At 69.2% G+C, this 25,692-nt stretch carries 24 protein-coding genes; 11 read left to right on the top strand and 13 right to left on the bottom strand.

Going from position 1 to position 25,692, the window contains the following annotated elements:
• Positions 1 to 15 precede the first annotated feature (15 nt).
• Positions 16 to 573: a methylated-DNA--[protein]-cysteine S-methyltransferase gene (locus AB0H49_RS19220; RefSeq protein ID WP_354998626.1), complete on the top strand. Its 558-nt coding sequence runs from the start codon at positions 16 to 18 to the stop codon at positions 571 to 573.
• Positions 574 to 692: 119 nt separating this feature from the next.
• Complete coding sequence (locus AB0H49_RS19215; protein WP_357253122.1) at positions 693 to 1,517, top strand: alpha/beta hydrolase; 825 nt, start codon at positions 693 to 695, stop codon at positions 1,515 to 1,517.
• A 277-nt stretch (positions 1,518 to 1,794) separates the two neighbouring features.
• Here AB0H49_RS19215 and AB0H49_RS19210 read toward each other — a convergent pair whose 3' ends face one another.
• The 3 genes from AB0H49_RS19210 to AB0H49_RS19200 all read right to left on the bottom strand — a co-directional run bounded on the left by AB0H49_RS19210 (position 1,795) and on the right by AB0H49_RS19200 (position 6,185).
• A complete protein-coding gene (locus AB0H49_RS19210; RefSeq protein ID WP_357253119.1) occupies positions 1,795 to 2,067 on the bottom strand; it encodes a hypothetical protein in 273 nt (90 codons plus the stop codon).
• A 135-nt stretch (positions 2,068 to 2,202) separates the two neighbouring features.
• Complete coding sequence (locus tag AB0H49_RS19205) at positions 2,203 to 4,803, bottom strand: LuxR C-terminal-related transcriptional regulator (protein WP_354998623.1); 2,601 nt, start codon at positions 4,801 to 4,803, stop codon at positions 2,203 to 2,205.
• 92 nt (positions 4,804 to 4,895) lie between these two features.
• Positions 4,896 to 6,185 carry an adenylosuccinate synthase gene (locus AB0H49_RS19200; protein ID WP_097246601.1) on the bottom strand — a complete coding sequence of 430 codons (1,290 nt, stop codon included), beginning with the start codon at positions 6,183 to 6,185 and terminating at the stop codon, positions 4,896 to 4,898.
• A 269-nt stretch (positions 6,186 to 6,454) separates the two neighbouring features.
• Between AB0H49_RS19200 and AB0H49_RS19195 the strand changes: the two genes are divergently transcribed.
• Positions 6,455 to 7,114: a hypothetical protein gene (locus AB0H49_RS19195; RefSeq protein ID WP_354998622.1), complete on the top strand. Its 660-nt coding sequence runs from the start codon at positions 6,455 to 6,457 to the stop codon at positions 7,112 to 7,114.
• On the top strand, positions 7,111 to 7,896 hold the full coding sequence (locus AB0H49_RS19190) for a site-2 protease family protein (protein WP_354998621.1): 786 nt from the start codon (positions 7,111 to 7,113) through the stop codon (positions 7,894 to 7,896). Before AB0H49_RS19195 ends, AB0H49_RS19190 begins: the two co-directional genes overlap by 4 nt.
• 289 nt (positions 7,897 to 8,185) lie before the next feature.
• Here AB0H49_RS19190 and AB0H49_RS19185 read toward each other — a convergent pair whose 3' ends face one another.
• The 3 genes from AB0H49_RS19185 to AB0H49_RS19175 all read right to left on the bottom strand — a co-directional run bounded on the left by AB0H49_RS19185 (position 8,186) and on the right by AB0H49_RS19175 (position 11,419).
• Complete coding sequence (locus tag AB0H49_RS19185; RefSeq protein ID WP_357253114.1) at positions 8,186 to 9,334, bottom strand: FUSC family protein; 1,149 nt, start codon at positions 9,332 to 9,334, stop codon at positions 8,186 to 8,188.
• Between the two features lie 7 nt (positions 9,335 to 9,341).
• Positions 9,342 to 9,791 (bottom strand): DUF3151 domain-containing protein, encoded by a 450-nt coding sequence (locus tag AB0H49_RS19180; protein WP_354998619.1) that lies wholly within the window; start codon positions 9,789 to 9,791, stop codon positions 9,342 to 9,344.
• A 1,322-nt stretch (positions 9,792 to 11,113) separates the two neighbouring features.
• A complete protein-coding gene (locus AB0H49_RS19175; protein ID WP_357253110.1) occupies positions 11,114 to 11,419 on the bottom strand; it encodes a hypothetical protein in 306 nt (101 codons plus the stop codon).
• 282 nt (positions 11,420 to 11,701) lie between these two features.
• On the opposite strand from AB0H49_RS19175, the gene AB0H49_RS19170 reads away from it, so the two are divergent.
• Together AB0H49_RS19170 and AB0H49_RS19165 are read left to right on the top strand one after the other, a co-directional pair.
• Positions 11,702 to 13,165 carry a hypothetical protein gene (locus AB0H49_RS19170; protein ID WP_357253107.1) on the top strand — a complete coding sequence of 488 codons (1,464 nt, stop codon included), beginning with the start codon at positions 11,702 to 11,704 and terminating at the stop codon, positions 13,163 to 13,165.
• A 98-nt stretch (positions 13,166 to 13,263) separates the two neighbouring features.
• On the top strand, positions 13,264 to 14,301 hold the full coding sequence (locus AB0H49_RS19165; protein WP_354998617.1) for a fused (3R)-hydroxyacyl-ACP dehydratase subunits HadA/HadB: 1,038 nt from the start codon (positions 13,264 to 13,266) through the stop codon (positions 14,299 to 14,301).
• A gap of 4 nt (positions 14,302 to 14,305) precedes the next feature.
• On the opposite strand, the gene AB0H49_RS19160 is transcribed toward AB0H49_RS19165, so the two are convergent.
• Positions 14,306 to 15,781 (bottom strand): DUF4185 domain-containing protein, encoded by a 1,476-nt coding sequence (locus AB0H49_RS19160; protein WP_357253104.1) that lies wholly within the window; start codon positions 15,779 to 15,781, stop codon positions 14,306 to 14,308.
• A 287-nt stretch (positions 15,782 to 16,068) separates the two neighbouring features.
• Here AB0H49_RS19160 and AB0H49_RS19155 point away from each other — a divergent pair, with 287 nt between their 5' ends.
• On the top strand, positions 16,069 to 16,341 hold the full coding sequence (locus tag AB0H49_RS19155; RefSeq protein WP_354998615.1) for an excalibur calcium-binding domain-containing protein: 273 nt from the start codon (positions 16,069 to 16,071) through the stop codon (positions 16,339 to 16,341).
• A gap of 102 nt (positions 16,342 to 16,443) precedes the next feature.
• On the opposite strand, the gene AB0H49_RS19150 is transcribed toward AB0H49_RS19155, so the two are convergent.
• On the bottom strand, positions 16,444 to 17,562 hold the full coding sequence (locus tag AB0H49_RS19150; RefSeq protein ID WP_354998614.1) for a BTAD domain-containing putative transcriptional regulator: 1,119 nt from the start codon (positions 17,560 to 17,562) through the stop codon (positions 16,444 to 16,446).
• Positions 17,563 to 17,590: 28 nt separating this feature from the next.
• The gene (gene fbaA, locus AB0H49_RS19145; RefSeq protein ID WP_354998613.1) at positions 17,591 to 18,625 is read right to left on the bottom strand and encodes a class II fructose-bisphosphate aldolase; all 1,035 of its coding nucleotides are present in this window, start codon (positions 18,623 to 18,625) and stop codon (positions 17,591 to 17,593) included.
• Positions 18,626 to 19,062: 437 nt separating this feature from the next.
• Between fbaA and AB0H49_RS19140 the strand changes: the two genes are divergently transcribed.
• Together AB0H49_RS19140 and AB0H49_RS19135 are read left to right on the top strand one after the other, a co-directional pair.
• Positions 19,063 to 19,758: a VTT domain-containing protein gene (locus AB0H49_RS19140; protein WP_354999023.1), complete on the top strand. Its 696-nt coding sequence runs from the start codon at positions 19,063 to 19,065 to the stop codon at positions 19,756 to 19,758.
• Positions 19,759 to 19,787: 29 nt separating this feature from the next.
• Positions 19,788 to 20,465, top strand: coding sequence for a DedA family protein (locus AB0H49_RS19135; protein WP_354999022.1), 678 nt, complete (start codon positions 19,788 to 19,790; stop codon positions 20,463 to 20,465).
• Positions 20,466 to 20,617: 152 nt separating this feature from the next.
• On the opposite strand, the gene AB0H49_RS19130 is transcribed toward AB0H49_RS19135, so the two are convergent.
• The 3 genes from AB0H49_RS19130 to AB0H49_RS19120 form a co-directional block, all read right to left on the bottom strand.
• The gene (locus tag AB0H49_RS19130; RefSeq protein ID WP_357253099.1) at positions 20,618 to 21,706 is read right to left on the bottom strand and encodes a glycoside hydrolase family 76 protein; all 1,089 of its coding nucleotides are present in this window, start codon (positions 21,704 to 21,706) and stop codon (positions 20,618 to 20,620) included.
• A gap of 154 nt (positions 21,707 to 21,860) precedes the next feature.
• A complete protein-coding gene (locus AB0H49_RS19125) occupies positions 21,861 to 22,559 on the bottom strand; it encodes a TrmH family RNA methyltransferase (protein WP_357253096.1) in 699 nt (232 codons plus the stop codon).
• 140 nt (positions 22,560 to 22,699) lie between these two features.
• Complete coding sequence (locus AB0H49_RS19120) at positions 22,700 to 23,032, bottom strand: DUF4190 domain-containing protein (RefSeq protein WP_354998610.1); 333 nt, start codon at positions 23,030 to 23,032, stop codon at positions 22,700 to 22,702.
• Positions 23,033 to 23,150: 118 nt separating this feature from the next.
• Here AB0H49_RS19120 and AB0H49_RS19115 point away from each other — a divergent pair, with 118 nt between their 5' ends.
• Both AB0H49_RS19115 and AB0H49_RS19110 read left to right on the top strand, forming a co-directional pair.
• The gene (locus tag AB0H49_RS19115; protein ID WP_357253093.1) at positions 23,151 to 24,521 is read left to right on the top strand and encodes a sensor domain-containing protein; all 1,371 of its coding nucleotides are present in this window, start codon (positions 23,151 to 23,153) and stop codon (positions 24,519 to 24,521) included.
• 8 nt (positions 24,522 to 24,529) lie between these two features.
• Complete coding sequence (locus AB0H49_RS19110; protein WP_357253173.1) at positions 24,530 to 25,171, top strand: response regulator transcription factor; 642 nt, start codon at positions 24,530 to 24,532, stop codon at positions 25,169 to 25,171.
• A gap of 9 nt (positions 25,172 to 25,180) precedes the next feature.
• Here the strand turns inward: AB0H49_RS19110 and AB0H49_RS19105 are convergent, their stop codons facing one another.
• On the bottom strand, positions 25,181 to 25,627 hold the full coding sequence (locus AB0H49_RS19105) for a nuclear transport factor 2 family protein (protein WP_357253090.1): 447 nt from the start codon (positions 25,625 to 25,627) through the stop codon (positions 25,181 to 25,183).
• Positions 25,628 to 25,692: the final 65 nt, after the last annotated feature.

Here is a 25,692-nt window from a genome sequence, read left to right as displayed (position 1 = left end):
GTGCACACTGACGGTATGAGTGAGTCCGCTCGCCAGGCCGCCGCGGCGCTGTTCGACACCGCGATCGGCGTCTGCGCGATCGCGTGGAGCGACGACGCCGTGTTCCGCTTCCAACTGCCCGAGGCGGACCAGGCGGCCACCCGAGCCCGCATCACCCGGTGGCGAGCGGGCAGCGAGGTGCCGGAGGGCGAGCCGACCGCCGTGATCGCCGAGGCCATCGCGGGCATCCGCGCGCACCTCGCGGGCGAGCTGGACGATCTGCGCTGGATTCCGCTGGACACCAGCACGATTCCGGAGTTCCACCGCGCGGTCTACGCGGTGACCCGCGCCATCGATCCCGGCCATACCCTCAGCTACGGCCAGGTCGCTGACCGCGTCGGCGCGCCCGGCGGCGCCCAAGCGGTAGGACAAGCCTTGGGGCGCAACCCGATTCCCCTCATCATCCCGTGCCACCGCGTGCTCGCCGCGGACAACGCGCTGCACGGATTCTCCGCGCCGGGCGGGATCTCCACCAAGGAGCGCCTGCTGGAGATCGAGCGCACGCCGGGGTTCGGGGAGCCGACGCTGTTCTGAGGTTCCGCGAGCCGGCCGATTGACGGGTTGCGGCGTTCTACGCACTCGCGGCGGATAGCGTTGCGGGTTGCGATGGGTTCGGTGCGCCATCCCACGGCTGAGCGAAAAGGAGCGCAGACATGGAAACAGTCACTTCGGCGGACGGGACGACGATCGCGTTCGATCGCGTCGGCGACGGCACGGCCGGGACGGTGATCCTGATCGGCGGCGCGTTCGGGTATCGGAAGTTCCCGAAGATGGTGCGGCTCTCGGAGGCGTTGGCCGAGCACGGCTTGACCGTCATCAATTACGACCGGCGGGGTCGCGGCGACAGCGGGGACTCGCCCGGCGTCTACGACGTGACCAACGAGATCGAGGACATCGCGGCGCTGATGCAGGCCGCGGGCGGGTCGGCGGCGCTGTTCGGGTGGTCGTCGGGTGCGGTGCTCGCGCTGCTCGCGGCGGGGTCGGGGCGGGTGCCCGGTGTGACGAAAGTCGTGGCGTTCGAGCCGCCGTTCGTGGTCGATCGATCCGGGCACGTTCCGCCCGCGGACCTGGACGTCCGGCTGCACGAACTGATCGCCGCCGACAAACGCGACAAGACGGTGCGGTTGTACATGTCCAAGGCCATGGGCGTTCCGTGGACGATGGTGACGGCCATGCGCATCACGCCGTTCTGGAAGAACCTGAAGGCGACGGCGAATTCGACCGCGCACGACTGGGCGGTGATGCGCCCGTACATGCGCGGTGAGAAGCTGCGCGCGGCCGACTGGTCGGGCGTCACGGTCCCGACGTTGGTCGTCGCGGGCGCCGACAGTGCCGCGCTGCTGAAGAACGGCGCCAAGGCCATCGCGGCGGTGCTGCCCCGCGCCGAGCACCGCGAACTGGCCAAACTCAGCCACGATCCGAAGATCGACATCCTCGCCCCGGCGGCGGGTGAATTCCTCACCGGGACGCAGCGATGAACACGGCGCAGCGATGAATCCGCGGGCGGGGGTGCCGTCTACAGCCGTGACGGCCCGACGCGGCCGAGGCAAACCCGGTGGTCGCCGAAACTCGACCACGCGCCAAGCGCCTCCGGGTGGGCTGTCGAAAGCACAGTTCACGGTACCGAGCACCGAACGCGCGGGACCGCCCGCTCGGTCCACCCGTCTCGGACCCGAGCATTCTGCGGCCTTGCTCGCACCGCGTCGGTGCCGACGACGACTTTGGCGCCCTCCGCGAAGCGACGCACCGAGGACTTCACTGCTCCGGCGGATGCTGCCGGTAGAACTCGCATGCCTCGCCGGTGAGGTACCCGTCCATACAGGCGAAATACGTCTGAATGCAGCTGTTGGTCGTGCACCCCAGTTCGAGCAGGCGCTCGTGGATGCGCCGATTGCGCTCCTGCTGAGGATTCAGAGCGGGCGCGGTACTCACCACCGCACTGGACGGCACGGGTTCACCCGTCTCGGCGCAACCGGGCACCACCGCGAGCGCAACCGCCGCCCCCACCGCCACTACCCACCGCGCCATCCTCGACAGCCCTCCTCGCTCGCTCAGTGCTGACCGTACCCCCTGACCCCACCGCACTCGATGCAGTAGTGGTCACGCCCAACTGGGCGGAGGTGCGGCGGCACAGCCAAGTTCCGGTCAGCGCCGCGCGGAATCTCAGGCGGACGACTCACCACGCATCAACGCCCCGAGCGACTCGCGGTCGGTGACGTCCATCTTGATGCACGCCCGGTAGAGGTGGCCCTCGACGGTGCGGACCGAGACGGTGAGGCGGTCGGCGATCTGGCGGTTGGACAGGCCCGCGGCGACGAGGTTCGCGATCTCGCGTTCGCGGGCGGTGAGGGGTAGGGGTTGGGCTGCCTTGCGCAGGGCGGGGGTGGCGGCGCCGCCGCAGGCCGCGGCGAGACGGTTGGCGGCGGAGGCGGATTCGAGGAGGCGGCGACGGTCGCCCGCTCGTTCGTGCGCGGACGCGGCTTGGGCGGCGGCGTCGGCGGCCGAGAGCACCGCGCCGAGGGCCTCGAATTCGCTTGCGGCGTCGTCGAGTCCGGGCCCGTCGTGGGCGGCGAGCGCCACCGCGTGTTTGGCTTGGATCTGCACCAGCCTGCCGTCCACCCGAGCCGCGAGGTCCGCGAGCCGACCGGCCACCGAGTGGTCGCCGAAGCGGGCCGCGGTGTGCAGCGCCATCGCCTCGATCGCGTGCTGGTGCGAGCGGGCGGCCGAGTCGGCGGCGCCGATCGCCAACTGGACCGCCGGAGTGACGGTGCCCTCGGCGCCCGCGACACAAGCCTTGGCGATCTCCAGCTGCGGCTCGTAGACCGCACTGTGCCGACCGCCGCGCCGCGCCGCCTCGGCCACCGACTCGGCGGCGTCGTGCGCGCGCCCCAATGCCGAATAGGCTTCCGCCAGCCGGATTCTCGCGGGGAACAACCACGCCGCCGCGCCTTCGGTGGTCAGCGCGGCGAGCGCCTGCTCCAAATGTTCTATGCCGTCGATGAAACGCCCCTGCGCCACGTCGACGGTGCCTTGCAGGATCTTCGACATGCCCCACGCCAGATACTGTCCCGGCGCTGTGTAGCCGAAATACGGTGTGGCGCAACGCCTCGCCGCTTCGAACTCACCGCTGTAGATGAGCGCGAGCACCTCGGCGTGGGTGGACATGAATCGGTTGAGCCCGTCGATCTCGCGCTCCACCTCGTGCCCGCGCGCGGCGTACTGCCTGGCCGCTTCGGCCTTGCCCATCAGCGCCAGCGCCAGCCCGCCGCCGAACGAAGCCCACCAGACCGCCCACGGCGGAGCGCCTTTCGCGGTCATCACCGCCTCCGCCTCGGTGAACGCGTCCTCGATGCGGTTCTCGTTCACCGCGCACGCCGAGGCGAGTCCGCCCAACGTGGCGATGATCTTCGGATGATGCACCCTGGCCCGAATATCGGCGAGCACCTCGTCGGCGCGATCGGCATCGCCCATGGCCCATAACAAGTTCGACACTCGGGTGCTGCCCCACCGGGCCAGCTGCACCTCGTTGAGCTGATCGGCGTCGAAGCTGGCGAGCGTGCGCTCGGCCTCGATCCGGTGCCCCTGCCACAGCAGCGCCCTGGCCAGCAGATCGGCCGACTCGACCCCGCCGCGCCGCTCCACCGCGGCCCTGGCGAACCGCTCGCCGAGCGGCAGATTGGCCAAGCCGATGGCGTCGGCGGCTGCTGCCTCGAATAGCTCGAGATCGGCGGATTTGTCGCTGTCCAAGGCCAATTCGGCCAACCGGATGCGGTCGGCGGCGGAATTGATGCGCCGCTCCTTGAGCGAGGAGTACAGCCTGCCGCGCAGCCGCCGCGCCGACGCGATGCCCAACCTGCGCCGGATGACCTCGCCGAACAGCGGATGGTTGTAGCGCACGATGAGCTGGTGCGAGTTCTCCACAACCCGGATCACACCGCGGGTTTCGGCGGCCTCCACCGCGTCCTCACCGGCGAGCTCGGCGAGCACGTCGAGATCGATCGGCTCGCAGAAGGTGAGCAGTTCCAGCACCCGCAGCACCTGCTCGGGCAACTGCTCGACCCGATCCTCCAGCAGCGCAGCCAATTCCGAGGTCACTGCGGCGCGCCCGCGCAGCTGCCAGACGCCGTTCACCTGGCGCAGGGTGCCCGCCTCCAGCGCTCCTTCCACCAAGTGCCGCAGGAACAGGGCGTTCCCGCCGGAGGACTCCCACATCAGATTGGCGGTGAAACCCTCGAGCTGACCGCCGAGCATCGACTCGACCAGGTCCACGCTCTGCGGCTGGGTGAACGGGTTCAGGTCGACGCGCAGCAGGTGCCCGTCCTTCCACAACGAGGTCACCGCGTCGGGCACCTGAACCCCGCTGCGCACGGTGGCGACGATGTGGGCCGCCTTGTCGATGGCCAACTGCAACAGCAAGGTTGCGGACAGTTGGTCCAGAAGATGGGCGTCGTCGACACCGATGATGGTGTGCCCGTCGGCGAGCAGCGCCTCACGCGCGGCGGACATGAACGTCACCGGGTCGTGTGCCGTGTAGACACCGACCATGTGCGCGAACACGCCCAGCGGAATACTGCGGGCCGACTCCGTGCCCGCTACCCACCGAATATTTCCGCCGACCGCCGCGGTCGCCTGTCTCGCCAGCGTCGTCTTGCCCACTCCGGCATCGCCGGTCAGGACGGCACCCACGTACGTCGAGCCGGTGAGTGCGGACCGAATCGCCTCGAACTCGGTCTCGCGCTCGATCATCGGCCAGTTCCGAGCCATAGCTCTAACTGTAGTTCTTCACAGTTCATGATCGAAGGGAACCGCGAAGGCAGGCGTGCTCCGCGCGTCGCGGAGTCGGAAAACGCTGTGGTTCAGCCGAGGACGTCGTGCCTGACGATCGTTTGGTCTCGACCCGGACCGACGCCGATGCAGGAGATTCGCGCGCCGGAGAGCTCCTCGAGCCGCCGCACGTACGCCTGCGCGTTGGCGGGCAGATCCTCGAAGGTTCGCGCCCCCGAGATGTCCTCCCACCAACCGGGCATTTCCTCGTAAATCGGCTTGGCGTGGTGGAACTCGGTTTGGGTGGTGGGCATCTGGTCCACGCGCTTACCATCGATTTCGTACGCGACGCAGATCGGTACCCGGTCCAAGCTGGACAGTACATCCAGCTTGGTGAGGAAGTAGTCGGTGATGCCGTTGACGCGAGTCGCGTACCGGGCGATCACTGCGTCGAACCAGCCGCAGCGCCGCGCGCGGCCGGTGGTGACGCCGACCTCACCGCCCTGCTTGGCGAGGAATTCGCCGTACTGGTCGAACAGTTCGGTCGGGAACGGGCCCGAACCGACGCGGGTCGTGTAGCACTTGAGGATGCCGAGCACCGTGTTGATCTTGTTCGGTCCGATGCCGGAACCGACGGCCGCGCCGCCCGAAGTCGGGTTGGACGACGTGACATACGGGTAGGTGCCGTGATCGACGTCGAGCAGGGTGCCCTGAGAACCCTCGAGTAGCACGGTTTCTCCGCGCTCGAGGGCCTCGTTGAGCTGCAAACGGGTATCGGCGATGCGGTGTTTGAAGCTCTCCGCCATGGAGAGCACCTCGTTCACCACCTGCTGCGGATCGAGCGCGCGGCGGTTGTAGATCTTCACCAGCACCTGGTTCTTGAACTCCAGGGCGGCCTCGACCTTCTGGGTGAGGATCTTCTCGTCGAGCACGTCCGCGACTCGCACGCCGACGCGCGCCACCTTGTCCTGGTAGCAGGGTCCGATGCCGCGGCCGGTGGTGCCGATCTTCTTGTTGCCGAGGAAGCGCTCGGTGACCTTATCGATGGCCACGTGGTACGGCATGATCAGGTGCGCGTCGGCCGAGAGCAGCAGGCCCGAGGTGTCGACGCCGCGGTCCTCCAGTCCGGCCAGTTCGGCGAGCAGCACACCGGGATCCACCACGACACCGTTGCCGATGACGTTGCGCACACCGGGGGTCAGGATGCCGGAGGGGATGAGGTGCAGCGCGAACTTGTCGCCGTTCGGCAGCACCACGGTATGGCCCGCGTTGTTGCCGCCTTGGTATCGGACCACCCATTGCAGTCTGCCGCCGAGCAGGTCGGTCGCTTTGCCCTTACCCTCGTCGCCCCACTGGGCGCCGATGAGGACGATTGCCGGCATGGTGGTGTCTCCTACGGTTCGACGCGCAACACACCCGTGTTGCAGCTACCTGCCGTACTGAGGCGGTGGCCGGAAGCACAGTTTACCGAATGGCCTAGGGCACCCCGGGGAAGGCACCCCGCGCCGGTCACAATGCCGACTCGGCCCGGGCGCTACGGGTTGAACACGGCTATGGTTGCTGCGGGCGGACCGGGGCAGCGTGCCCGCTCGACAGGTGCGAGGGAGCCGGTGGGGCGAGCCGGCAGGATTCGAGGAGGGTGTACGGCAGTTTGAGTACCCATGTTCTCCGCTGCGATGGCGCGCCGGTCCCGATCGCCCTCGCCGCACTGCCGACAACCGTGACGGCCGCAATCCCCGACACCGCGGTGATCGACGAACTCCTTCCCGTGCTCGCCGCCGACAGCCTGCCGCGCTTGATCGTGCTCGGCGAGGACGCCGCGCTTGCCGCGGTGCTGACCCATCTGATGCGGACCGAGCGGCTGCACGTCGAGATCGGATACGTGCCGATCGACAAGACCTACGGCTCGCGCGCCTACCAGACCGGCACCGGCAACGCCGCGGCCAAGCGCGCGATCGAGGGCAAGGCGCGCGAAACTCCGCTGATCCGCGACGACACCGGAAAAGTGCTGGTCGGACGGGCGACCATCACCGGACCCGAGGGCGGCAAGCTGGAGGGCGAGGCCTACGTGGACGACACCCAGCTGTTCTCCGGCAAGGTCACCGCGATGCACATCTCCCCCACCCTGCACATGCCAGGCGTCCGGGCGACCGTGCGCAAGGGCCTGCGCAAGCGCCGGTGGGTCGAGGGCCGGGCCGCGCAACTGGGGACCCCGGGCGCGGTGGTGACCCGCGACGGCATTCTCACCGAGCGCACTGTGCCGCGCTCGACCTTCTACCGGCACAACGAAACCTGGCTACTGGTGCGATGAATTACTCCCTCCCGCAACGCCGAACGGGTCTCGGCGCGGTTCGGCCGAGTCCGGTCTTCCTGCTCGTCGTCGCGATCACCCTCGCGGGCGGCGTGCTGGCCTGGGCGTCCGACTACGGTTCGACGCGGGCCAAGGTCGGCGTCTTCGTGCTCGTGGTCGCCGGCTGGATCGTGACGCTGTGCCTGCACGAGTTCGCGCACGCGTACATGGCTTGGCGCGCAGGCGATCACGAGGTGGAGCTGCGCGGGTATCTCACGCTGAATCCGCTGAAGTACTCGCACCCGCTGCTGTCGATCGTGTTGCCCGTGGTGTTCATCGCGCTCGGCGGATTCGGTCTGCCCGGCGGTGCGGTGTACGTGCACACGCACAGCGTCAGCCCGCGGATGCAGCGGCTGATCAGCGGCGCGGGTCCGGCGGTCAACGCGGCGTTCGCGGTGCTGCTGCTCGTCGTCGTGGAGGTGTTCGGCAGCCAGACCTCGCATCCCGCGTTCTGGTACGGGCTGGCGTTCCTCGCCTTCCTCCAGGTGACCGCGGCGGTGTTGAACATGCTGCCGATCCCGGGGCTCGACGGCTACGGAATCCTCGAACCCTCGCTGAGCTACCAGACCCGGCGCTCGCTGGACCAGCTCAAGCCGCTCGGCATGCTGCTGCTGTTCGCGCTGATCCTGACGCCCGCGATCAACGAACCGTTCTTCGACGCCATCTACGCCATCTGCGAGGTGTTCGGCGTGGAGTCGTCGTGGATCGCGAGAGGCGCTGGGCTGGTGCGTTTCTGGCTCTGAGAACGATGGCCGCCCGGCCTTCGCCGAGACCGGGCGACCTGCTCCGCGCGACGCCGATACCGTCCCTACCCGCCCCGGCCACCACACCATCTCGGCCGGTGAGACGCGTCGTCGTGCGAAGTGTCCGACCGTGACACCCCTCGTCGTCGCGGTCATGAAACGAGGTTATGGAGCGCGGTGCGCGAGATCGCGAGTAGTGGACTACCCGAAGATCATCCCGTCGGCGTCGCGACGGCGCAGGAAGACTTCGCGGACCGCGTCGTTGGCCGAAATCCGCTGAGTAGCTCAGTCAATCCTTCGGGCACACATAGGGATTCGGCACGGTCGGCGGCAACAGCGCGATCGCCGAGATGCGCTTCATACCGCAGACCTGCATCAGATCGACCACGATCGAACGGACCTGCGCGAACACCACGTGCGCCGAAAGCCCCGCGCCCGCAACCAGTTCCGGACGCGCTTCCTTCGCGACCGTGCGCAACACCCTGGCGGCCTCCGCCTGATCGGGCTGTTCACCCGGATCGGCGAGCATCATCTTGCGCACCACCTCGACGGCCTGGGCGAGCCGCTCCACCTCGTCGACGAGCCGCGGGTCCAGAATCTCGTCGTCGCGCACCAGAGTGAGCGAACGGCGCAGCAGCACCCTGGTATTGCGGACCGCGTTGTCGAGCGGGTCTGCGGTGGCGCGGATGCGTTCGAGGCGTGCGCGCGAGTTCCAGTACAGCGGCGAGATGCGGCTGATCTCGCGACCGCCCTCCAAAGTGGAACGGAGCGAATCGATCTGCGACTGCGTCGCGCGGGCGGCCGACAGCGCCTCGCGGATCTTCTCCTGATCCTGTTCGAGCAGGCCGTCGGCGCACCGGGACAGCGATTTGCCCATCACCGCAAGGATTTCCGCGCCGTGCTCGCGAGCGCGGCGCACCGGATGCAGCGGGATCGCGGCCACGATCACCACGCCGACCAAGCCGCCGACCAGCGCGTCGATCATGCGATCGAAGCTGCCGCCCGCCGAAGGGGGCATCAAGGTGGCGACCAGCACGGCCGAACCGGCCGCCTGCATGGTGATGATGGAACCGCCGTCGAGGAACACCGCCAGCGCCATGGCCACCCCGACCACGAGCGCGATCTGCCAGACACCGGTGCCCGCGTTCGAGATGAACAAGTCGCCGATGCCGATGCCGACCGCGACGCCGACGACCAGCTCGATGGCGCGCTTCATCCGGGCGCCGAACGAGATGCCGATCGAGACGACCGCGGCCGTCGGCGCGAAGAACGGCTGTGGATGGCCGATGACGTTGTGCGCGACGAACCAGGCCAGCGCCGCGCCGAGCGCGCACTGCACGATCGGCAACGCCGACAACCGCAGCCGAGCCCACGCACCGCGCAGACGTTCCGCGCCGCCCGCCTTGGCGACGCCGAAACGCGATTGGGGATCGATCAACTACGACTCAGTCGAGGCCGAGCTCCGCCGCGGCGCGCGGGTCGCAGTCCTCGAGCAGGTCGAGGCAGCGCGCGTACTCCTCGGTCTCGCCGATCGCCTTGGCGGCCCTGGCCAGCGCGCCGACGCTGCGCAGGAAGCCGCGGTTGGGTTCGTGGCTCCACGGCACCGGGCCGAAGCCCTTCCAGCCGTTGCGGCGCAGCAGGTCGAGGCCGCGGTGGTAGCCGGTGCGGGCGAAGGCGTAGGCGGCGACGATGTCGTGGTTCACGACTTCGTCGGCCGTCGCCGCGCCGCCCCGCTCCAGCGCGGCCTCGGCGAGATGCGCCCAGGCGATCGATGCCGCCGGGTGCGCGGCCGCGACCTGCACCGGATCGGCGTTGTCGAGCAGTGCGTCCTCCGCCTCGGGAATTTCGGGTAGCAGTACCGGTTGCGGGCCGAGCAGATCACCGAACGAGGTCATGCGGTTCATTGTGCACGCCGGTGGGGATGGGGCGCCCGCGGGCCGCCCGCAGTGCGTCGGTTATTGACGGCCCTTGGTCGGCCGCGCCTATTAGGCTTGCGTCGACTTCACAGATCCGCAGGAGCGAGGGGTAGTAGGTGTCCGACCCGAACGACGAGAAGAACCCGGCACGCGACGCCGGTTCCGCCGATCAGGCGGAGGCGCGGGACCCGCGCGACCAGCGTCCCGTCGTGCCGGAAGACCCCCAGAGCACCACCCCTGCTCAGCCCACGCCTGCCACGCCGAGGGGCGCGGAATCGACCTCGGACGCCTCCGATTCGGCGGGCGAGTCCGCGCGGGACACGGCGGCTGCGAACCAGTCGCGGATCATCACCGGGGGCGGTTTCGGCGCGGCCTGGGATCAGGACGAGACCCCCGCCCCACAGCCGAGCCGTGCGGGCGGACAGGCGTCCGGGGCAGCGAACGCCGGTCGGCCCGGACCGGCGGACGCCGCGACGACCGAGCTTCCGCAGAGCGCGGACACCGCGAGTGCGGGTGCTCGGACGCCCGCGCAGGCGCGGTCCGACGCGGACACGCGAACCGCTGTGAGCAGCCGATCCGACGCCAGCCCGCAGTCCGAATCGAAGGCCCAGCCCGGGGGAGGAACGCAGGCCGCCGCGGGTGCAGGTGCCCCCGCGGGTGCGGCCGACCGACCGGGCACGCAAGGCGCACAGCCTGGCGCGAAGACCCCTGGTGGCGGAACACAGGCCACCGCGGGCGCAGGTACCCCCGCGAGCGCGGCCGACCGACCGAGCACGCCGCCGCAAGGCGCGCAGCGTGGCGCGAACACCTCCGGTGGACAAGCGCCGGCCGCTGCGAGTGCGGATGTCGCCGCGCGTGCGGCAGCCGACCGACCGAGCACGTCACCGCAAGGCGCACAGCCTGGCGCGAAGACCCCCGGTGGACAAGCACCGGGCGCTGCGAGTGCAGGTGGCGCAGCGCGTGCGGCAGCCGACCGACCGACCACCCCACCGCAAGGCGCACAGCCCGGCGCGAACACCCCCGGTGGCGGAACGCAGGCCGCCGCGCCCGCAGGAATCCCCGCGGGCACGGCCGACCGACCGAGCACGCTGCCCCAAGGCGCGCCGCCTGGCGCGAACGCACAGCCCGGCGGAGCAGCGCAGGGCACGAACACCCAATCCGGTGGAGGAGTGCAGGCCGGTTCGGGTGCCGACCGACCGAGCACGCCGCAAGGCGCGCCCCACGACCGCACTGGCACCGGCGGCGAACGGTCTGGCTTGCTCGACGCGGCGACCACCGAGATTCCGCGCCGTGACTCGACCTCATCCGAGCCGGGTCGATCGACCGCCGCGGGTGCGCCGACGGCTGCCACGCAAGGCGGTGGTGCTCGGCAGGAAGCGGTTGCCGGTCGAGGCGCGGCTGCCGAGCAAGGTGGGGCGCAGCAGGGAGCTGCTGCTGGACAGGGCGCGGCGGCACGAAGTGCTTCCGCTCAACAGACGGCAGCGGCCGGACAGAGTGCGGCGGCGCAAGGCGTTTCGAGTCAGCAGTCGGCAGCCGGTCAGGGCGCGTCCGCACAAGGCGCCTCCGATCAGCAGACCGCAGCGGCCGGACAGAGCGCGCCCACGCAAGGCACTTCCGCTCAGCAGACGAGGACTGCCGGACAAGGAACGCCCACGCAAGGCACTTCCACCGAGCGAGGAGCGTCGACCAGTCAGGGTGCGCCCGCACAAGGCGCCTCCAATCAGCAGACGACGGCGGCCGGACAGAGTGCGCCTGCTCAGGGTGCTCCCGCGCAACCGGGCGCGGCCGATGCCAAGACCACGGAGATTCCGCGGGATCGGGCGGGGGCGGCGCAGGCCGCTGCGGACCAGCAGCAGGGCGGGCAGCCGTCGAGTGCCGACTACGAGACCATGGTCATGCGGCGGGTCGATCTCGTTGGGCAGGACGACGAGGACGAGCCTCAGTCGGGTACGGCGGATGCCAAGACCGTGGTGATGCGGCGGGAGCCGCAGAGCGAGCAGGGCGAGCTGGCCGATGTCGCCGGGGCCGATGCCGCGACCATGGCGATGCCGATCGTTCCGCACGCGGGCGACGACGACGCGAAGACGATGGCGCTGCCGATTCAGCGGCCCGCGGGCACCGATCGGGTGCAGGGGCAGCGGCCGCCGCTGTCGAAGCCGCCGACCACTCCTCGTCCCGCGCCGGGACCGAAACAGGCTGGTCAGCAGAGTCCTTCGGGTCCGCCGCCGACCGGGCCCGCCGCAGTCGACGAGGTCGAGGACACTCGGCCGTCGCCGCCGCGACCGACCGCTCAGCCGCGTCAGGCCGCATCCGCGCCGTCGCCCGCCGATATGAATGCGACCCGCCCCGCGCAGTCGCTGACCGACGGTCCGGGCCAGCGCCCGCCGCAGCAGGGCCAGCCGCAGGCTCAGCCACAGCAAGGCCAGCCGAAGCAGGGCCAACCACAGCAGGGTCAGCCGAAGCAGGGCCAGCCGCAAGCCCAAGCCCACCCGCAGGCAGCCAAGGCTCCCGGCCAGCCACAAGCACAGCCGCACCCCTCGGCCCATCCGCACACCCAGCCTCGAGACAAGGGCGGCCCGGCACAACCGCAGACCAACGCCCCGGCCCACCCGCAGGGTCAACCACAGCCGCTGGGCAAGGCCCCGGCCCACCCGCAGGCGCCCGGCCAGCCACAAGCACAGGCTCCGGGTCACCCGCAGGCACAACCCCTGGCGAAGGGCTCCTTCCCGCAGGCACAACCCCAGCCGCAGGGCCCTGCCCAGCCCAAGGCCCCGGCCCAGCCGCAGGGACAGCCTCCGGCCAAGGGCGCAGCGCAACCGCAGACCGACGCCCCGGCCCAGCCGCGCCCGATGGCCCAGCCCCAGCGCGTCCCCCCGGCCCCGCCGACCTCGACTCCGTCCACCGACGCCACCCCCGCACCCCGCTCCAAGCGCTTGCTACTCGCGGCGGGCGCGGCAGTCGCGGTGCTGGTACTCGTCGTCGTCGGCATCTTCGCGCTCACGGGCAGCGAAACCGAGGAGGACAAGGTCCGCGACGCCATCGGCGACTACACGAGCGCGCTGCGCGACGGCGATCTCGCGTCGCTGCGCGGCAGCACCTGCGGCCCGCTGCACGACTTCTACAAGAACATTCCCGACGACCAGTTCGCCGGCGTGCACCAACTCTCCCAGGAGCGCAAGAACATCCCGGTGGTCGACAGCGTCGACGCGATCAGGATCACCGACAACACGGCCATCGCTCAGGCGACCGTCTACACCGAGGCGGACCCGAGCAAGCGTTCGGCGCGCACCTTCGATTTGGAGCGAACCGACACGGGTTGGAAGGTCTGTGATCCGCCCGCGGGCACCCCGTAACGTCAAGCCGGGTAAGCGGGTGCCAGTGCTCACACTTACCTGGTCAACGGACCGGCGCGGCCAGTAGCATGGCCCGGATCATGGGCAGGGAGCAGACGATGGTGGAGCCGCGGGCCGAGGAATCGGCGGCACTGGCGGGACGACGATTCCAGGTTCGCGACCACTACGAGGTCGGCCGGGAGAAGGTGCGTGAGTTCGCGCGCGCGGTGCAGAACTATCACGACGCGCATCACGCGGAACCGGACGCGCGCAAGATCGGCTACGACAGCATCGTCGCCCCGCCCACCTTCGCCTCCGTGGTCGGCACCGCGGGCACCAGGGCCCTGCTCGACGAGGTGCTCACCGACTACGACCTGACCCAGATCTTGCAGACCGACCAGACCTTCGAGATCCACCGGCCGATTCTGGCCGGTGACACCATTCGCACCGAGATCCTGATCGAGTCGGTCCGGCAGTTCGGCGACAACGACTTCATCACCGTGAAGTTCGAACTGGTGAACCAGGACGACGAGACCACCCAGATCGGCTCGACCACGATCGTGGCCCGCCGCGGCGCCGAGGTGGACCCGAACCTGGTCGAGGCGGTCGACAAGATCTTCATGCACTCGCGTCCGCCGCACCGGACGGGCGAGCCTTCCGACAGCAGCGTGCTCATCCCGATCGAGGCCGACCCGAACGAGCACCCACCCGTCGCCCAGCCGCGGACCGTGCACACCGTCCAGGACTTCGATCAGCTGTCTGTCGGCGACCAGCTGCCCGCCGGGACCGCCACGCTGACCCGCGGCGACCTGGCCAACTACGCGGGCGTCGCGGGCGATCCCAACCCGATCCACTTCAGCGAGCGCGCCGCCGAGCTGGTCGGTCTGCCGACCGTCGTAGCGCACGGCATGCTGACCATGGGCTTGGCCGCCGAGTACCTGACCTCCTGGCTCGGCGATCCCACGGCCTTCGAGAAGTTCAGCGTCCGCTTCTCCGGTTACGTTCCCGTGCGACCCGACGCGGTGAGCACGATCGAGTTCGGCGGCAAGATCAAGTCGCTCGATCCCGAGCGGCGCGCGGGCACCATCGTGCTCACCGGCACCTCGGACGGCCGCAAGCTGTTCGGCCGTTCCGTCGCCGAGGTCCGCTTCTCCTGAGCTCTCACTCCTCGATGGCGGCGTGCATCAGGTAGACGTTGTAGTCGCTCCAGGTCGTGATGTTGAAGTAGAGGTCTGAACCGGTCGACCACGGGTGCAGGAATCCGCCGTACAGCTCGGGATAGTCGAGCACGGTGACCGTCGGCGTTCCCGCGGACCACACGCCCTGCGGTGAATCCGCTTCGCGGAGAACGATGGCGGCGCGCGAGGTGTCGAGGTAACTCATCTGCCAGACGTCGCGAGACGCGTCGTAGCGGACGGAGAGTTCACCGGCGGGCGCGTCGACGATCGGTGTCGCACCGCCCGATCCGCCGACCGGCGTCCACTGCCCGTCCCGCCAGTACTGGTAGGCGGTGGTGTTGAGGATCTGGTCCTTCGCGACCCTGGCCAAGCCGACGGCGCCGAGCCGGGTGTTGGGCGTACCGAACACGTACACGTGGTCGCCGTGCGGAACCATGGCGCTCACTTGGAAATTCGCGAGCCCGAAGATGTTGTCCCAGCGGGCGTGCGGGTCCTTGGTCCAGGTCTGTCCGTGATCGTCGGAGTAAGCGATGCCGCCGTAGTTGGTGTAGAAGGTGCCGGGCAGGCTGTGCCAGGTGCGAATCGACATGTAGCTCAGGTATTGCCGGTCGCCGAGCGCGAAACCGGAAGTCGGGATGGTGGTGATCTCGATGTTGTCGAGCTTGCGGCTGGACAGCACCTCGGCGGCGTGGCAGCGGCCGTCGGTGACCATTCGGTCGTAGACCATGCCGTCGGAGAGCTCGCGATCGGTGCTGAAGGCGAGCACATTGCTGCGCCAATCGCCGCCCATGCCGCCGGGCGGATGGAAACCGCGCCCGACCGTGTCGCCGAACGCGACAGCGATCTCGCCCGGCGCGCTCTCCCACATGATGCCGAGATCGGTGCCGTCGACCTGCCAGCGCTTGTCGGTGCGGTTCACCGAGTTGGCGCCCGTCTGCTTGGCCACCTCGCGCACCTCGGCGATGCGCGGCGCCGGACGCGCGGGCGACTGTGCCGCGTTTTCGACAGGCGGGTCGACCCGCGGCGGTGGCGGCGGGACCGGACCCGGATCCGGGCCGGGACCGGGCACCCCGAAGTGGAAGGGCTGGGGGTTCAACAGAATTTCGGGAATTCCGAGCTGCCCGGCCAAGCTGGGCGGAGGCGGCGGACCGTCGGTGAGATCGGGGCACGGGTTGACACAGGGGTCTTCGGGCAGCGCCATGTCGGTGCGCACCGGCGCGGGATCGGACTGGCGCGGCGGCACAACGGTGATCACCGGATAGGGGATCGGCACCTCGAGCGTCTCGGGAACGAGCGGCTCGTGCACCGGCCGAGGGTCGCTCACACACGGCCCACTGCCCGGCACACCTGCCGCGATACCCGGCTCGGGCGTCGCCAGCGCGAGCGACCGATCGCCGTACATCAACGCGCCCGCGCCGAACACCACGGCGCCGACCGCGGCCACCAGCAGCCTGGCCATACACACCCCTCGACGTTTCACGCTCCACAAGATCGGATCGACCCTACCGGCCGACCCCCACAGACCGAGCGGTGTTTTCCGAAACCTCCCGCATGGACAGGAGTGTCGGCCGCCCGTGGACAGGGGCCCGTCCGGGCTGATCACTGACGGACCGCGCCTGCGCACCGCGCGTCGACACCGTTCCGCCACGGTGGCGCGCGGCGGTTGACGGACTCCATCCGGCGGCGCACGTTGGGTAGGTGAGGAATTCAGTGATACGCCGATGCGCCGCCGCGACTTTCGGCGCCGTGACCCTACTGGGGATGGCCGCGCCCGCCATCGCCGAATCGACGCCGTTCTCGGTGGTCTCCGGTCCGAGGGACGCCGATCCAGGGCCGACGTACCGCCCGGGACCGAAGGGCGACAACGTCCCGCCCCCGGAGGACGACGACGAGCGCCCGCGCCGGTACTACGCCAACTGCGATCAGGTGCGCGCCGAGGGCGCGTGGCCGCTGTACCGCGGCGAGCCCGGGTACGCGTCGTACCTGGACTTCGACGGCGACGGCATCGCCTGCAACTGACGCGTTCAGCTTCGGCCGCGCGCAGTTTTCGGCGCGACGCACGCAGGTTCCGACGGAACACGTCCGCGACGGAACACGTCCACAAGCGCCCCGTAGTGGCGCCTACTGCAACGCCTGGAACGTCAGGATGGTCGCGCCGATGCGGATGACGTCGCCGTCGGCGAGCAACGCGCCGCTCTCGATCGCCTCCTCGTTGATGTACACGCCGTTGGCGGAATGCAGGTCCTTGATCAGCAGCCCGGCCCGGCTCGGCATGATGTGCGCGTGGTAGCGGCTGGCCTTTGGATCGTCGAGCACCAGATCGTTGTCCGTCATCCGGCCGATCCGCATGCCGCCCAACGCGATCGGCTGCACCCGCCCGTCCGGCATGCGCAACTGACCGCTGCGCACCGAGCGCGGCAGTTCGGTGACCGTCTCGGTCATCGCGGCGGCCATGCGTTCGGTGCGCTTGAACTCCATGGTGTTCAACGGTTCCTGGCGCAGCACCCGCTGCTCCAGCTCGACGAGCGCGGGGCCGGGATCGATGCCGAGTTCGTCGGCAAGCACGGTGCGCACCCTGCGGCACGCGTCCAGCGCATCGGCCTGACGTCCGGAGAGATAGAGCGCGGTGATCAGCTGACCCCACAGCGGTTCCCGCAGCGGATGCTCGTTGGTGATCGAGACCAGCTCGCTGATCACCGAAGACGCACGCCCGCAGACGATCTCGGCGTCGATGCGGGCGGACACGGCGAGCAGCCGTTCCTCGTCCATCGCGGTGGCGAAGCCGTCGGCGAACTGCAGACCCGCCAGGTCGGACAGTGCCCGGCCGCTCCACTCGCGCAGCGCGTTACCGAACAACTGCGCGGCCGCCGCGTGATCGCCGACGCCCGCGGCCTTGGCGGCCGCATCCCTGGTCGCCTCGAAACGGCCTATGTCGCAGGCTTCTTCGGAGATCTCCAGGCGGTAACCCGAGGACTCGGTGCGCAACACCTGCGCCGGGTCGACACCCGAATTCCGCAGCGCCTTGCGGATATTCGAGACGAACACCTGCAGACTCGCCGCGTAGGAATCCGGCGGATCCTCGTTCCACACCATGTCGGCCAGTGCGGCCGAGGCGACCGCGCGCCGCCGATTGACGGTCAACGCGGCAAGCAACGCTCGCGGCTTGGGCCCGCCGACCGCCACCGGCTCACCACCGACGAGCAGCCGGACGGGCCCGAGCACACGCACATCAAGACTCATGAGCTCGGGCCCCCGAAGAGAAAAGGGGTCAGGCGCTGATCGACCGCCCCGCAGACTTCAGATCATTGCACGCCTCGAGCACGCGCGCCGCCATCGAGGTCTCGGCCTTCTTCAGGTAGCTGCGCGGATCGTAGGTCTTCTTGTTGCCGACCTCGCCGTCGATCTTCAGCACGCCGTCGTAGTTCGAGAACATGTGCGCGGCGACCGGGCGGGTGAACGCGTACTGGGTGTCGGTGTCGACGTTCATCTTCACCACGCCGAAACGCAGCGAGTCCTCGATCTCCGACTTCAACGAGCCCGAGCCGCCGTGGAAGACGAAGTCGAACGGCTGCGCGTCCGAGCCGAGGCCGAGCTTGGCGGCCGCGACGCGCTGGCCCTCGGCGAGCACCTCGGGCTTGAGCACCACGTTGCCCGGCTTGTACACGCCGTGCACGTTGCCGAAGGTAGCCGCGAGCAGGTACTTGCCGTTCTCACCAGCGCCGAGGGCGTCGATGGTCTTCTCGAAGTCCTCCGGCGAGGTGTAGAGCTTCTCGTTGATCTCGGCCTCGACGCCGTCCTCTTCACCGCCGACGACGCCGATCTCGACCTCGAGGATGATGTTGGCCGCGGCGGTCGCCTTGAGCAGCTCCTTGGCGATCTCCAGGTTTTCGTCGATCGGGATCGCGGAGCCGTCCCACATGTGCGACTGGAACAGCGGGAGGCCGCCGCCGTTGACCCGCTCCTGGGAGATGGCGATCAGCGGACGGACGAAGCTGTCCAGCTTGTCCTTGGGGCAGTGGTCGGTGTGCAGCGCGATCGTCACGTCGTACTTCGCGGCGACCACGTGCGCGAACTCGGCCAGCGCGACCGCGCCGGTGACCATGTCCTTGACACCGAGACCCGAGCCGAACTCCGAACCACCGGTGGAGAACTGGATGATGCCATCGCTGCCCGCGTCCGCGAAGCCCTTGATGGCCGCGTTGATGGTCTCCGACGACGTGCAGTTGATGGCCGGGAAGGCAAAGGAGTTCGCTTTGGCCCGACCGAGCATCTCGGCGTAGACCTCCGGAGTCGCGATAGGCACTGTGAAGACCTCCGTGTAGTGCGGCAAAGGACAATTCTGTCAGGCCATACCCTAAGGCAGGGGCGTTTCTCCGCCATCCGCTGGTCGGCAGGCAATGCGTAGTGGCGGTATCCGCGCACTCCCGGCCACTTCGGGGCGAGCCTTACGAGCCCGTTCGCGGCCGTCTCGCTTCCGAGCGGTCGAAGCGCATGCGACGAAGTCGCGAGTCTCGACCGCTCGGAAGCGAGACACGAAAGGCCGCGAACACGCGCGCGCCAGCGCGCCAACAACACGGTTAATCGGCGGTAATTTCTCGCTCGACGGTGGTTTCTCAGCCTTAACCGGTACTGTGGGCCGGGTAATTGCGCTGGCAGCTTCCGACGCGGTGGCAAGCGATGTATGGCCAGCCGCACCCCGGGACAGGAGGCCGCGTGATTCTGCAGGCAGCGACCGAATCGGTGTCGACAAACCTCGCACTGACCCAGTTGCTGGACCCGATGTACCTGCTCCAGGAGACGTGGCTGAAGAACGCGGTGCTGCCCGCGATCCTCGTGATCGTCTTCATCGAGACCGGTCTGCTGTTCCCGCTTCTTCCCGGCGACTCCCTGCTGTTCACCGGCGGTCTGCTGGCGGCGCAGGACAATCCGCCGGTGTCCATCTGGGTGCTGGTCCCCGCCGTCACGTTCATCGCGTTCGCCGGTGACCAGTGTGGTTATTGGATCGGCCGCGCCATCGGCCCGGCGATCTTCCGCAAGGAAGACACCCGATTCTTCAAGAAGTCCTACGTGACGGAGACGCACGAGTTCTTCGAGAAGCACGGCCCGAAGACCATCATCCTGGCCAGGTTCGTGCCGATCGTGCGCACCTTCATGCCGGTGCTGGCGGGCGTGTCCAAGATGGACTACCGCAAGTACGTCGCGTTCGACATCGTCGGCGCCATCCTGTGGGGCGGCGGCGTGACGATCCTCGGCTACTTCCTCGGCGGCGTCGGCTTCATCCGCGACCACGTCGAGGCGATCTTCCTGCTCATCGTGTTCGTCTCGATCCTGCCCGGGATCATGGCGGTGGCGAAGAAGCTGTTGAACCGCGGCGCTGAGCAGCCCGAGGTCCTCGAGCCCGAGCTGACCGCGTCGACGAACGAGACCACCCGCTGAGGCCAGTGTCCAGCGCGTCGCCCCTCGCGATGGGCAGTTTCGATCCGCTGATCTCGGCGGGCCCCGCGCTCGTCTGGACGGTGGTGCTCACTTTCGTCTTCCTGGAATGCGCCCTGATCGTCGGGCTCTTCCTGCCCGGTGACTCGATGCTGATCACGGCGGGCATCGTGATGGCCTCGCATGCCACCGGCGAAGCGCAGGTGTGGGCGCTCTCGGTGGGCGCCATGATCGCCGCGATCACCGGCAATCAGGTCGGGTACGTCATCGGGCAACGCACCGGCCATCGCCTGGTGGCGCGCAAGGACGGCCGATACATCAACACCCGAAATCTGCAGCGGGTCTCCGAGTTGCTCCAGCGGCACGGGTTCCTCGCGGTGCTGGTGGCCAGGTGGATCCCGTGGGTGCGGACGCTGTGCCCGATGGTCGCGGGCGCCGCGCAGATGGATCACCGCAAGTACACGATCGCCAGCACCATCGGCGCCATCATCTGGGCGCCGGTGCTGCTGCTCATCGGCTTCTACGCGGGCAACTTCCTGGAGCGCGTGCCGTGGCTGATGCCCGGCGTGATCTGCACGCTGGTGCTCGGCCTCATCGTCGGCACCATCCTCGGCATCCGGCACTACCGGATGGAGATGGCGAAGCCCGCGGAGGAGTTCGACGTGGATGTCGACGCGCCGACCGTGGTGCTGCCGCGGGTCGAGTACTGATCGAGTGCCGGGCGCGGCGTCCGGCGCTCGGCATGACCGCCCGCTGGCTGGTGCTCTTGTGCGTAGACGGCACACAAGCAGACCCCGTCTTCCCGTTGCAGGCACTCATCCGGAGAACCACCCCATGGAAGGCTCACCGGCCCCCGCTGCACTCAGAGTCCGGCCGCGCTCACCTGGTAGGCCGCCTCCATCAGCATCCATCCGGACAGCTGCACCGACAGGTCCCGCTCGGGCACCTTCGACGAGGTCACCGAGCCGCCCGAGGTGAAATAACCCGCCCCGCCCGTGCCGCCGGGCAGCTGAGCGGGCCTGCTCCAATCGGCCCCGAACAGCGGCTCGCCCTCGACCTCTAGACGGTTCGCCCAGGCCGCCGTGGCCGACGCCCGGACGAGCGCGGCCGCGGTCCGCCGATCCGCGACCTGCTGGCGGTCCTCCCCGGGCAGCATCACCGCGACGTACGCGAGGTAGCGGGCGAGGATGCCGTTGAACAGTCCGCCGTCGCCGCCACCTCCGCCCTTGATGACGCCGCCCGCGGTCATGTGGTCCTCCACCGCGGCCAGCAGCCGGTGCACCCGGTCCAGGTGGCGTTCCTCGCCTGTGTGCATCGCCAGCTCGGTCTCGACAGCGAGCACGACGCCCTGGCAGTAGGTGAACGTCGGGCGTTCGATCACGCCGGACGGGAGATGGATGCCGTCGAGGATCAGGCCGGTGCCGGGATCACGCAGGGTCGCGTCCAGCCAGTCCGCCATGTCCTGCGCGCGCGTGTGCCGACCGAGGCGGCTGAGCGCGATGGCCGCGGGACCGTTCGCGGGCGCGTTGTAGTAGTCCGAACGGACGCGCCACGGGATACCGCCGCCTACCTCCGGACTCCACGCTTCGTACAGCTTCTTCTCCAGCGCGACCAGCGCGCCGCGCGCCTCGGTGATGCCCTGGGTCCGCTCCGCCCGCTCCAACGCGATGGCGAGCCAGGCCATGTCGTCGTAGTAGTTGTTGGTCCAACCGGTGATGTTGCGGATGCGATGCGAGCGCACGAGTTCGCCGATTCGCCTGCGCCGCACCGGTATCGGCGACCGGTTCGCCGCGTCCACCGCGCAGTCGATCAAATGCGCCTGCCACCAATAGTGCCAGGACACGAACGCGCGCTCACGCTTGGTGGCCGGCCAGCCGACGACGCCGAGTTCCGTTCCGGGACAAGCCCATAGGGCCCGCAGGTGCCGAGAGACGATCGCGGACTCCGCCATATCCGCCCGTTCCGACCAGAGCGCGGGCGTCGGTGCAGCATCCTGCCCAGTCCGTGGGCTCCGCGAGGTCATACCTCAATGGTGCCAGTTGGAAGCCGATTCTCGCCGCCGAATTGTTACCCGGCCGACGCCGAATCGTGCACGGTAGAACCGTTCACCACGCGGTCGCGAGATCGGCGTGCTCGCGAATCCAGGCGTGCATGGCGATGCCCGCGGCCACACCCGCGTTGATGCTGCGGGTGGAACCGAACTGGGCGATCGAGACCGTCATCGCCGCCGCGTCTTTCGCGTGCGCGGTGACGCCGGGTCCTTCCTGACCGAACAGCAGCAGGCAGTCGCGCGGCAGCCGCGCGGTCTCCAGCGGCACCGAGCCGGGGACGTTGTCCACCGCGACCACGGTGAGGCCCGAGCGTTCGGCGAAGGCGAGCAGCTCGGCGATGTCGGTGTGGTGCTCGATGTGCTGGTAGCGGTCGGTGACCATCGCGCCGCGGCGATTCCACCGCCGCCTGCCGACGATGTGCACCGCGGCCGCGGCGAACGCGTTGGCGGTGCGCACCACCGTGCCGATGTTCGCGTCGTGTCCGAAGTTCTCGATCGCGACGTGGAAGGGGTGCCTGCGTGCGTCGATGTCGGCGACGATCGCGTCGCGCGACCAGTAGCGATAGGCGTCGACCACATTGCGGCGGTCGCCGTGCGCGAGGAGCTCGGGGTCGAGTCGCGGGTCGTCGGGCGGCGGGGCATCGTGCTCGGCCAGCCACGGACCGACCCCGTGCGGGTGCTCGCCCCACTCGGTGGGTCCTGGCAGGTGCTCCCCCGGGGATGGGCGCGCGGTGTCCGACGACGAGTGACTCACGCGGACGATGCTATGCGCAGCCGATCCAAGATCACTTTCACCCGGTCACGGCCACCTTCCGGCCGAACCGGTAGCCGACCGAAGGTCACCTTCGATAGGTCACACCCGGTCGCGGTCACCTTCGGTCGGTGGGTCCGTGGTCAATAGGACGACGACGAGTTCGCGGCGAAGATCGAGATGATGATGACGGCGATGATGCCCACCACGTAGACGAGCATGATGATGGTGCCGACGATGCCGCAGACGTAGCCCGCCTTGACGTTGCCGCGCCCGCCGATCGCGCCGCCCGACGCGTCGATCTCGTCGAGCGCCCGCTTGCCCATCACCCAGGCGAACGGCGCGCACAGCTGGCACAGCACCAAGCCGAGAATCCCGAGGACCAGGATGGTGGTGGATTGCGGGTGATCCGGCGGCGGACCGTACGGGTTACCGTAGGGCTGCTGCGGATAACCGTACGGCGGTGGATAACTCATGCGGGTGATGCTAGTTCCAAACCCCGCCGGGCGAGCTCCGATGGTGTAGCTGGCCACACCCTCGATTCGGCGGGCAGCTCCATCGAGAACGCCGCGGTCGGCGAGAAACATGGAGCTCATGACCGAGACGCAAGCCGAACCCACCCTCGTGCTCGACAAGCCGACCGCGCCGCCGCCGACCGGTCGCTCGGTGCTGTCGGCTGTCCTGCGCGCGCCGATCCAGGCCAGGACCTGGAAGGAGTTCGGCTACCTGATCACCGCGTTCGTGCTCGGGTGCCTCGCCGTCTGCTACCTGTTCTTCGGCTTCGGCGGCGGGCTGTACGTCTCGATCTTCCTGATCGGCATCCCGTTGCTCGCGCTCGTGCTGCTCGGCGGCCGCGTCTGGGGACGGATCTACCGCGCGCTGTGCCGCGCCCTACTCGGCACCCCGGTCGAGGCGCCGCCCGCGTTCACATCGCAGCGCGGGCTGTTCGGGTTCCTGAAGAGCGCGTTCACCGACCGGGCCAGTTGGCGGGCGGCGCTGTTCCTGCTCGCGCAGTTCGTGCTCGGCGTGGTGGTCGGCTATGTGACGCTGGTCACCGTGGCGATAGTGGTGTTCACCGCGATCTCGCCGATTCCGTGGGCGCTGTTCGAACCGGTGAACATCGACGAGAACGGGGTCGAGCGCCATTCGCTGATGCAGTTCGGTTCGTTCTACGTCGACACCTGGCCGCGCGTCCTCCTGGTCTCCGCGCTGGGCATCGTCTGCTGCTTCGCGCTGCCCTGGTTGGTGCGCGGCGTCTGCCACCTGCACCGGCTGCTCACCGTCTGGCTGCTCGCGGCCACCGTGCGGGATCGTCAGCTGGTCGAGCTGCGGGCCAGCAGGCGCGCGGCCGTCGAGGACGCGGCCGCCACCTTGCGCCGCGTCGAACGCGACCTGCACGACGGCACCCAGGCTCGGCTCGTCACCATCGCCATGGCGCTCGGCCGGGCCGAGGAACGCATCGCGGCGGGCGGCGACGCCACCGACTTGATCGCCGACGCGCACGCCAGCTCCAAGGAAGCGCTCACCGAACTGCGGGAGCTGGTCCGCGGCATCCATCCGCCCGCGCTCGAACTCGGCCTCGCGCCCGCGCTGGAGACGCTCACCGCACGCAGCGCGGTGCCGGTGGAGCTGCGGGTGCACCTGCCGCAGCGGCCGAGCCCGGCCATCGAGGCCATCGCCTACTTCTCCGTCGCCGAGCTGCTCACCAACGTTGTCAAGCACGCGCACGCCGACCGGGCCTGGGTCTCGGTGCTGCCGGACAGCATCCGCACCATCGCGGTCACCGTGCGGGACAACGGAATCGGCGGCGTGCTGCCACCCGCCGAAGGCGCGCGGGCGGCGGGCAGCGGGCTCGCGGGTCTCGCGGCCCGGGCGCGCGCGGTGGACGGCACCCTCTCCGTGCACAGCCCGACCGGCGGGCCGACGGTGGTGACCATCCTGCTGCCCAAGGGAGATCCGCAGTGAGCACGCCGTTGCGCATCGTCATCGCCGAGGACAGCGCCATCCTGCGCGACGGACTGGCCGGGCTGCTCGTCGAGCGCGGCCACGAGGTGGTCGCGATGGTCGGCGAGGCGAGCACACTGAGTGATGTTGTCGGCGAACACAATCCAGATGTCGCGGTGGTGGACGTGCGGATGCCGCCCACCTTCACCGACGAGGGACTGCTCGCCGCCATCGAACTGCGCAGGAAGTATCCGATGACTGGGGTGCTCGTGTTCTCGCAGTGGATCGAAACTCGTTATGCCACCGAGCTTCTCGCAGGCGGCGCGAGTGGCGTCGGCTATCTGCTCAAGGACCGGGTCGCCGACGTGCGCGATTTCGTCGACGCGCTGCATCGGGTCGCCACCGGCGGCACGGCGCTCGATCCCGAAGTGGTGAGTCAGCTGATGGGCGCGTCCCGCCAACAGGATTCGCTGGCCCGGCTCACTCCGCGCGAGCGGGAAGTGCTCGAGCTGATGGCACAGGGCTTGTCCAACAACGCGATCGCCGACGCGCTCACCGTCACCGAGCGGGCGGTGGAGAAGCACATCGGCAACATCTTCGCGAAACTCGATCTGCCGCCGTCGGATACGCATCATCGGCGGGTGCTTGCGGTGCTGCGGTTGAAGGGTTGAGGTCGCGGTTTATCTCGCGATCGTGCAGGCCTCGGCGATTTCTTTGGTGTCCCAGTAGAACGGGCGGATCTCCGCGATCCGGCCGTCTTCCACTCGGAGCGTCTGCAAGATCGGGAACCGCAGCTCGCGTCCGGTCGCGCGGGCCCGTGCCCGCACCTCGGTGTGCACGACGGCCGTTTCTCCCGTCGCCAGGAACTGCTGCTCGCCCAGCTCGAACGTCTCCCACACCGCCGCCATCGTCGCGAAGAATCGCTCCAGTCCCGCGTGGCCCCGCCAGATGCCGCCGTACGGCATGCCCTCGGCCTGATAGAGCACCACGTCGTCGGCGAAGAACGGGGCCAGGGTGGTGAACGAGGCGCGGCCGGGGCCACCCGCCGCGAAGTAGGCCGCCTCCGCGGCATACATTCCGGTGAGGACGTCTGTGGTCGTTGTCGCTGTGGTCGTTGCGCTGGGCATAGGGACAGCGTGGCGCGCGGGGTGGGTGGGCGCTGGCGGAGATCGGACGGGGCGTTGGGCTCACG

The organism is Nocardia sp. NPDC050713 (assembly GCF_040654315.1).
Classification (GTDB): domain Bacteria; phylum Actinomycetota; class Actinomycetes; order Mycobacteriales; family Mycobacteriaceae; genus Nocardia.
Note: the sequence above shows the minus strand (reverse complement) of the source record. Positions and strands in the feature narration are given on the sequence as shown.

What these genes read in the sequence shown, in the direction of transcription:
- AB0H49_RS19210 (WP_357253119.1), bottom strand. Translation starts at nt 2,067, where the DNA reads ATGGCGCGGTGGGTAGTGGCGGTGGGGGCGGCGGTTGCGCTCGCGGTG.
- AB0H49_RS19215 (WP_357253122.1), top strand. Translation starts at nt 693, where the DNA reads ATGGAAACAGTCACTTCGGCGGACGGGACGACGATCGCGTTCGATCGC.
- AB0H49_RS19160 (WP_357253104.1), bottom strand. Translation starts at nt 15,781, where the DNA reads ATGGCCAGGCTGCTGGTGGCCGCGGTCGGCGCCGTGGTGTTCGGCGCG.
- AB0H49_RS19170 (WP_357253107.1), top strand. Translation starts at nt 11,702, where the DNA reads ATGGTCATGCGGCGGGTCGATCTCGTTGGGCAGGACGACGAGGACGAG.
- AB0H49_RS19205 (WP_354998623.1), bottom strand. Translation starts at nt 4,803, where the DNA reads ATGGCTCGGAACTGGCCGATGATCGAGCGCGAGACCGAGTTCGAGGCG.
- AB0H49_RS19120 (WP_354998610.1), bottom strand. Translation starts at nt 23,032, where the DNA reads ATGAGTTATCCACCGCCGTACGGTTATCCGCAGCAGCCCTACGGTAAC.
- AB0H49_RS19200 (WP_097246601.1), bottom strand. Translation starts at nt 6,185, where the DNA reads ATGCCGGCAATCGTCCTCATCGGCGCCCAGTGGGGCGACGAGGGTAAG.
- AB0H49_RS19105 (WP_357253090.1), bottom strand. Translation starts at nt 25,627, where the DNA reads ATGCCCAGCGCAACGACCACAGCGACAACGACCACAGACGTCCTCACC.
- AB0H49_RS19130 (WP_357253099.1), bottom strand. Translation starts at nt 21,706, where the DNA reads ATGGCGGAGTCCGCGATCGTCTCTCGGCACCTGCGGGCCCTATGGGCT.
- AB0H49_RS19180 (WP_354998619.1), bottom strand. Translation starts at nt 9,791, where the DNA reads ATGACCTCGTTCGGTGATCTGCTCGGCCCGCAACCGGTACTGCTACCC.
- AB0H49_RS19150 (WP_354998614.1), bottom strand. Translation starts at nt 17,562, where the DNA reads ATGAGTCTTGATGTGCGTGTGCTCGGGCCCGTCCGGCTGCTCGTCGGT.
- AB0H49_RS19115 (WP_357253093.1), top strand. Translation starts at nt 23,151, where the DNA reads ATGACCGAGACGCAAGCCGAACCCACCCTCGTGCTCGACAAGCCGACC.
- AB0H49_RS19220 (WP_354998626.1), top strand. Translation starts at nt 16, where the DNA reads ATGAGTGAGTCCGCTCGCCAGGCCGCCGCGGCGCTGTTCGACACCGCG.
- AB0H49_RS19165 (WP_354998617.1), top strand. Translation starts at nt 13,264, where the DNA reads ATGGTGGAGCCGCGGGCCGAGGAATCGGCGGCACTGGCGGGACGACGA.
- AB0H49_RS19135 (WP_354999022.1), top strand. Translation starts at nt 19,788, where the DNA reads ATGGGCAGTTTCGATCCGCTGATCTCGGCGGGCCCCGCGCTCGTCTGG.
- AB0H49_RS19190 (WP_354998621.1), top strand. Translation starts at nt 7,111, where the DNA reads ATGAATTACTCCCTCCCGCAACGCCGAACGGGTCTCGGCGCGGTTCGG.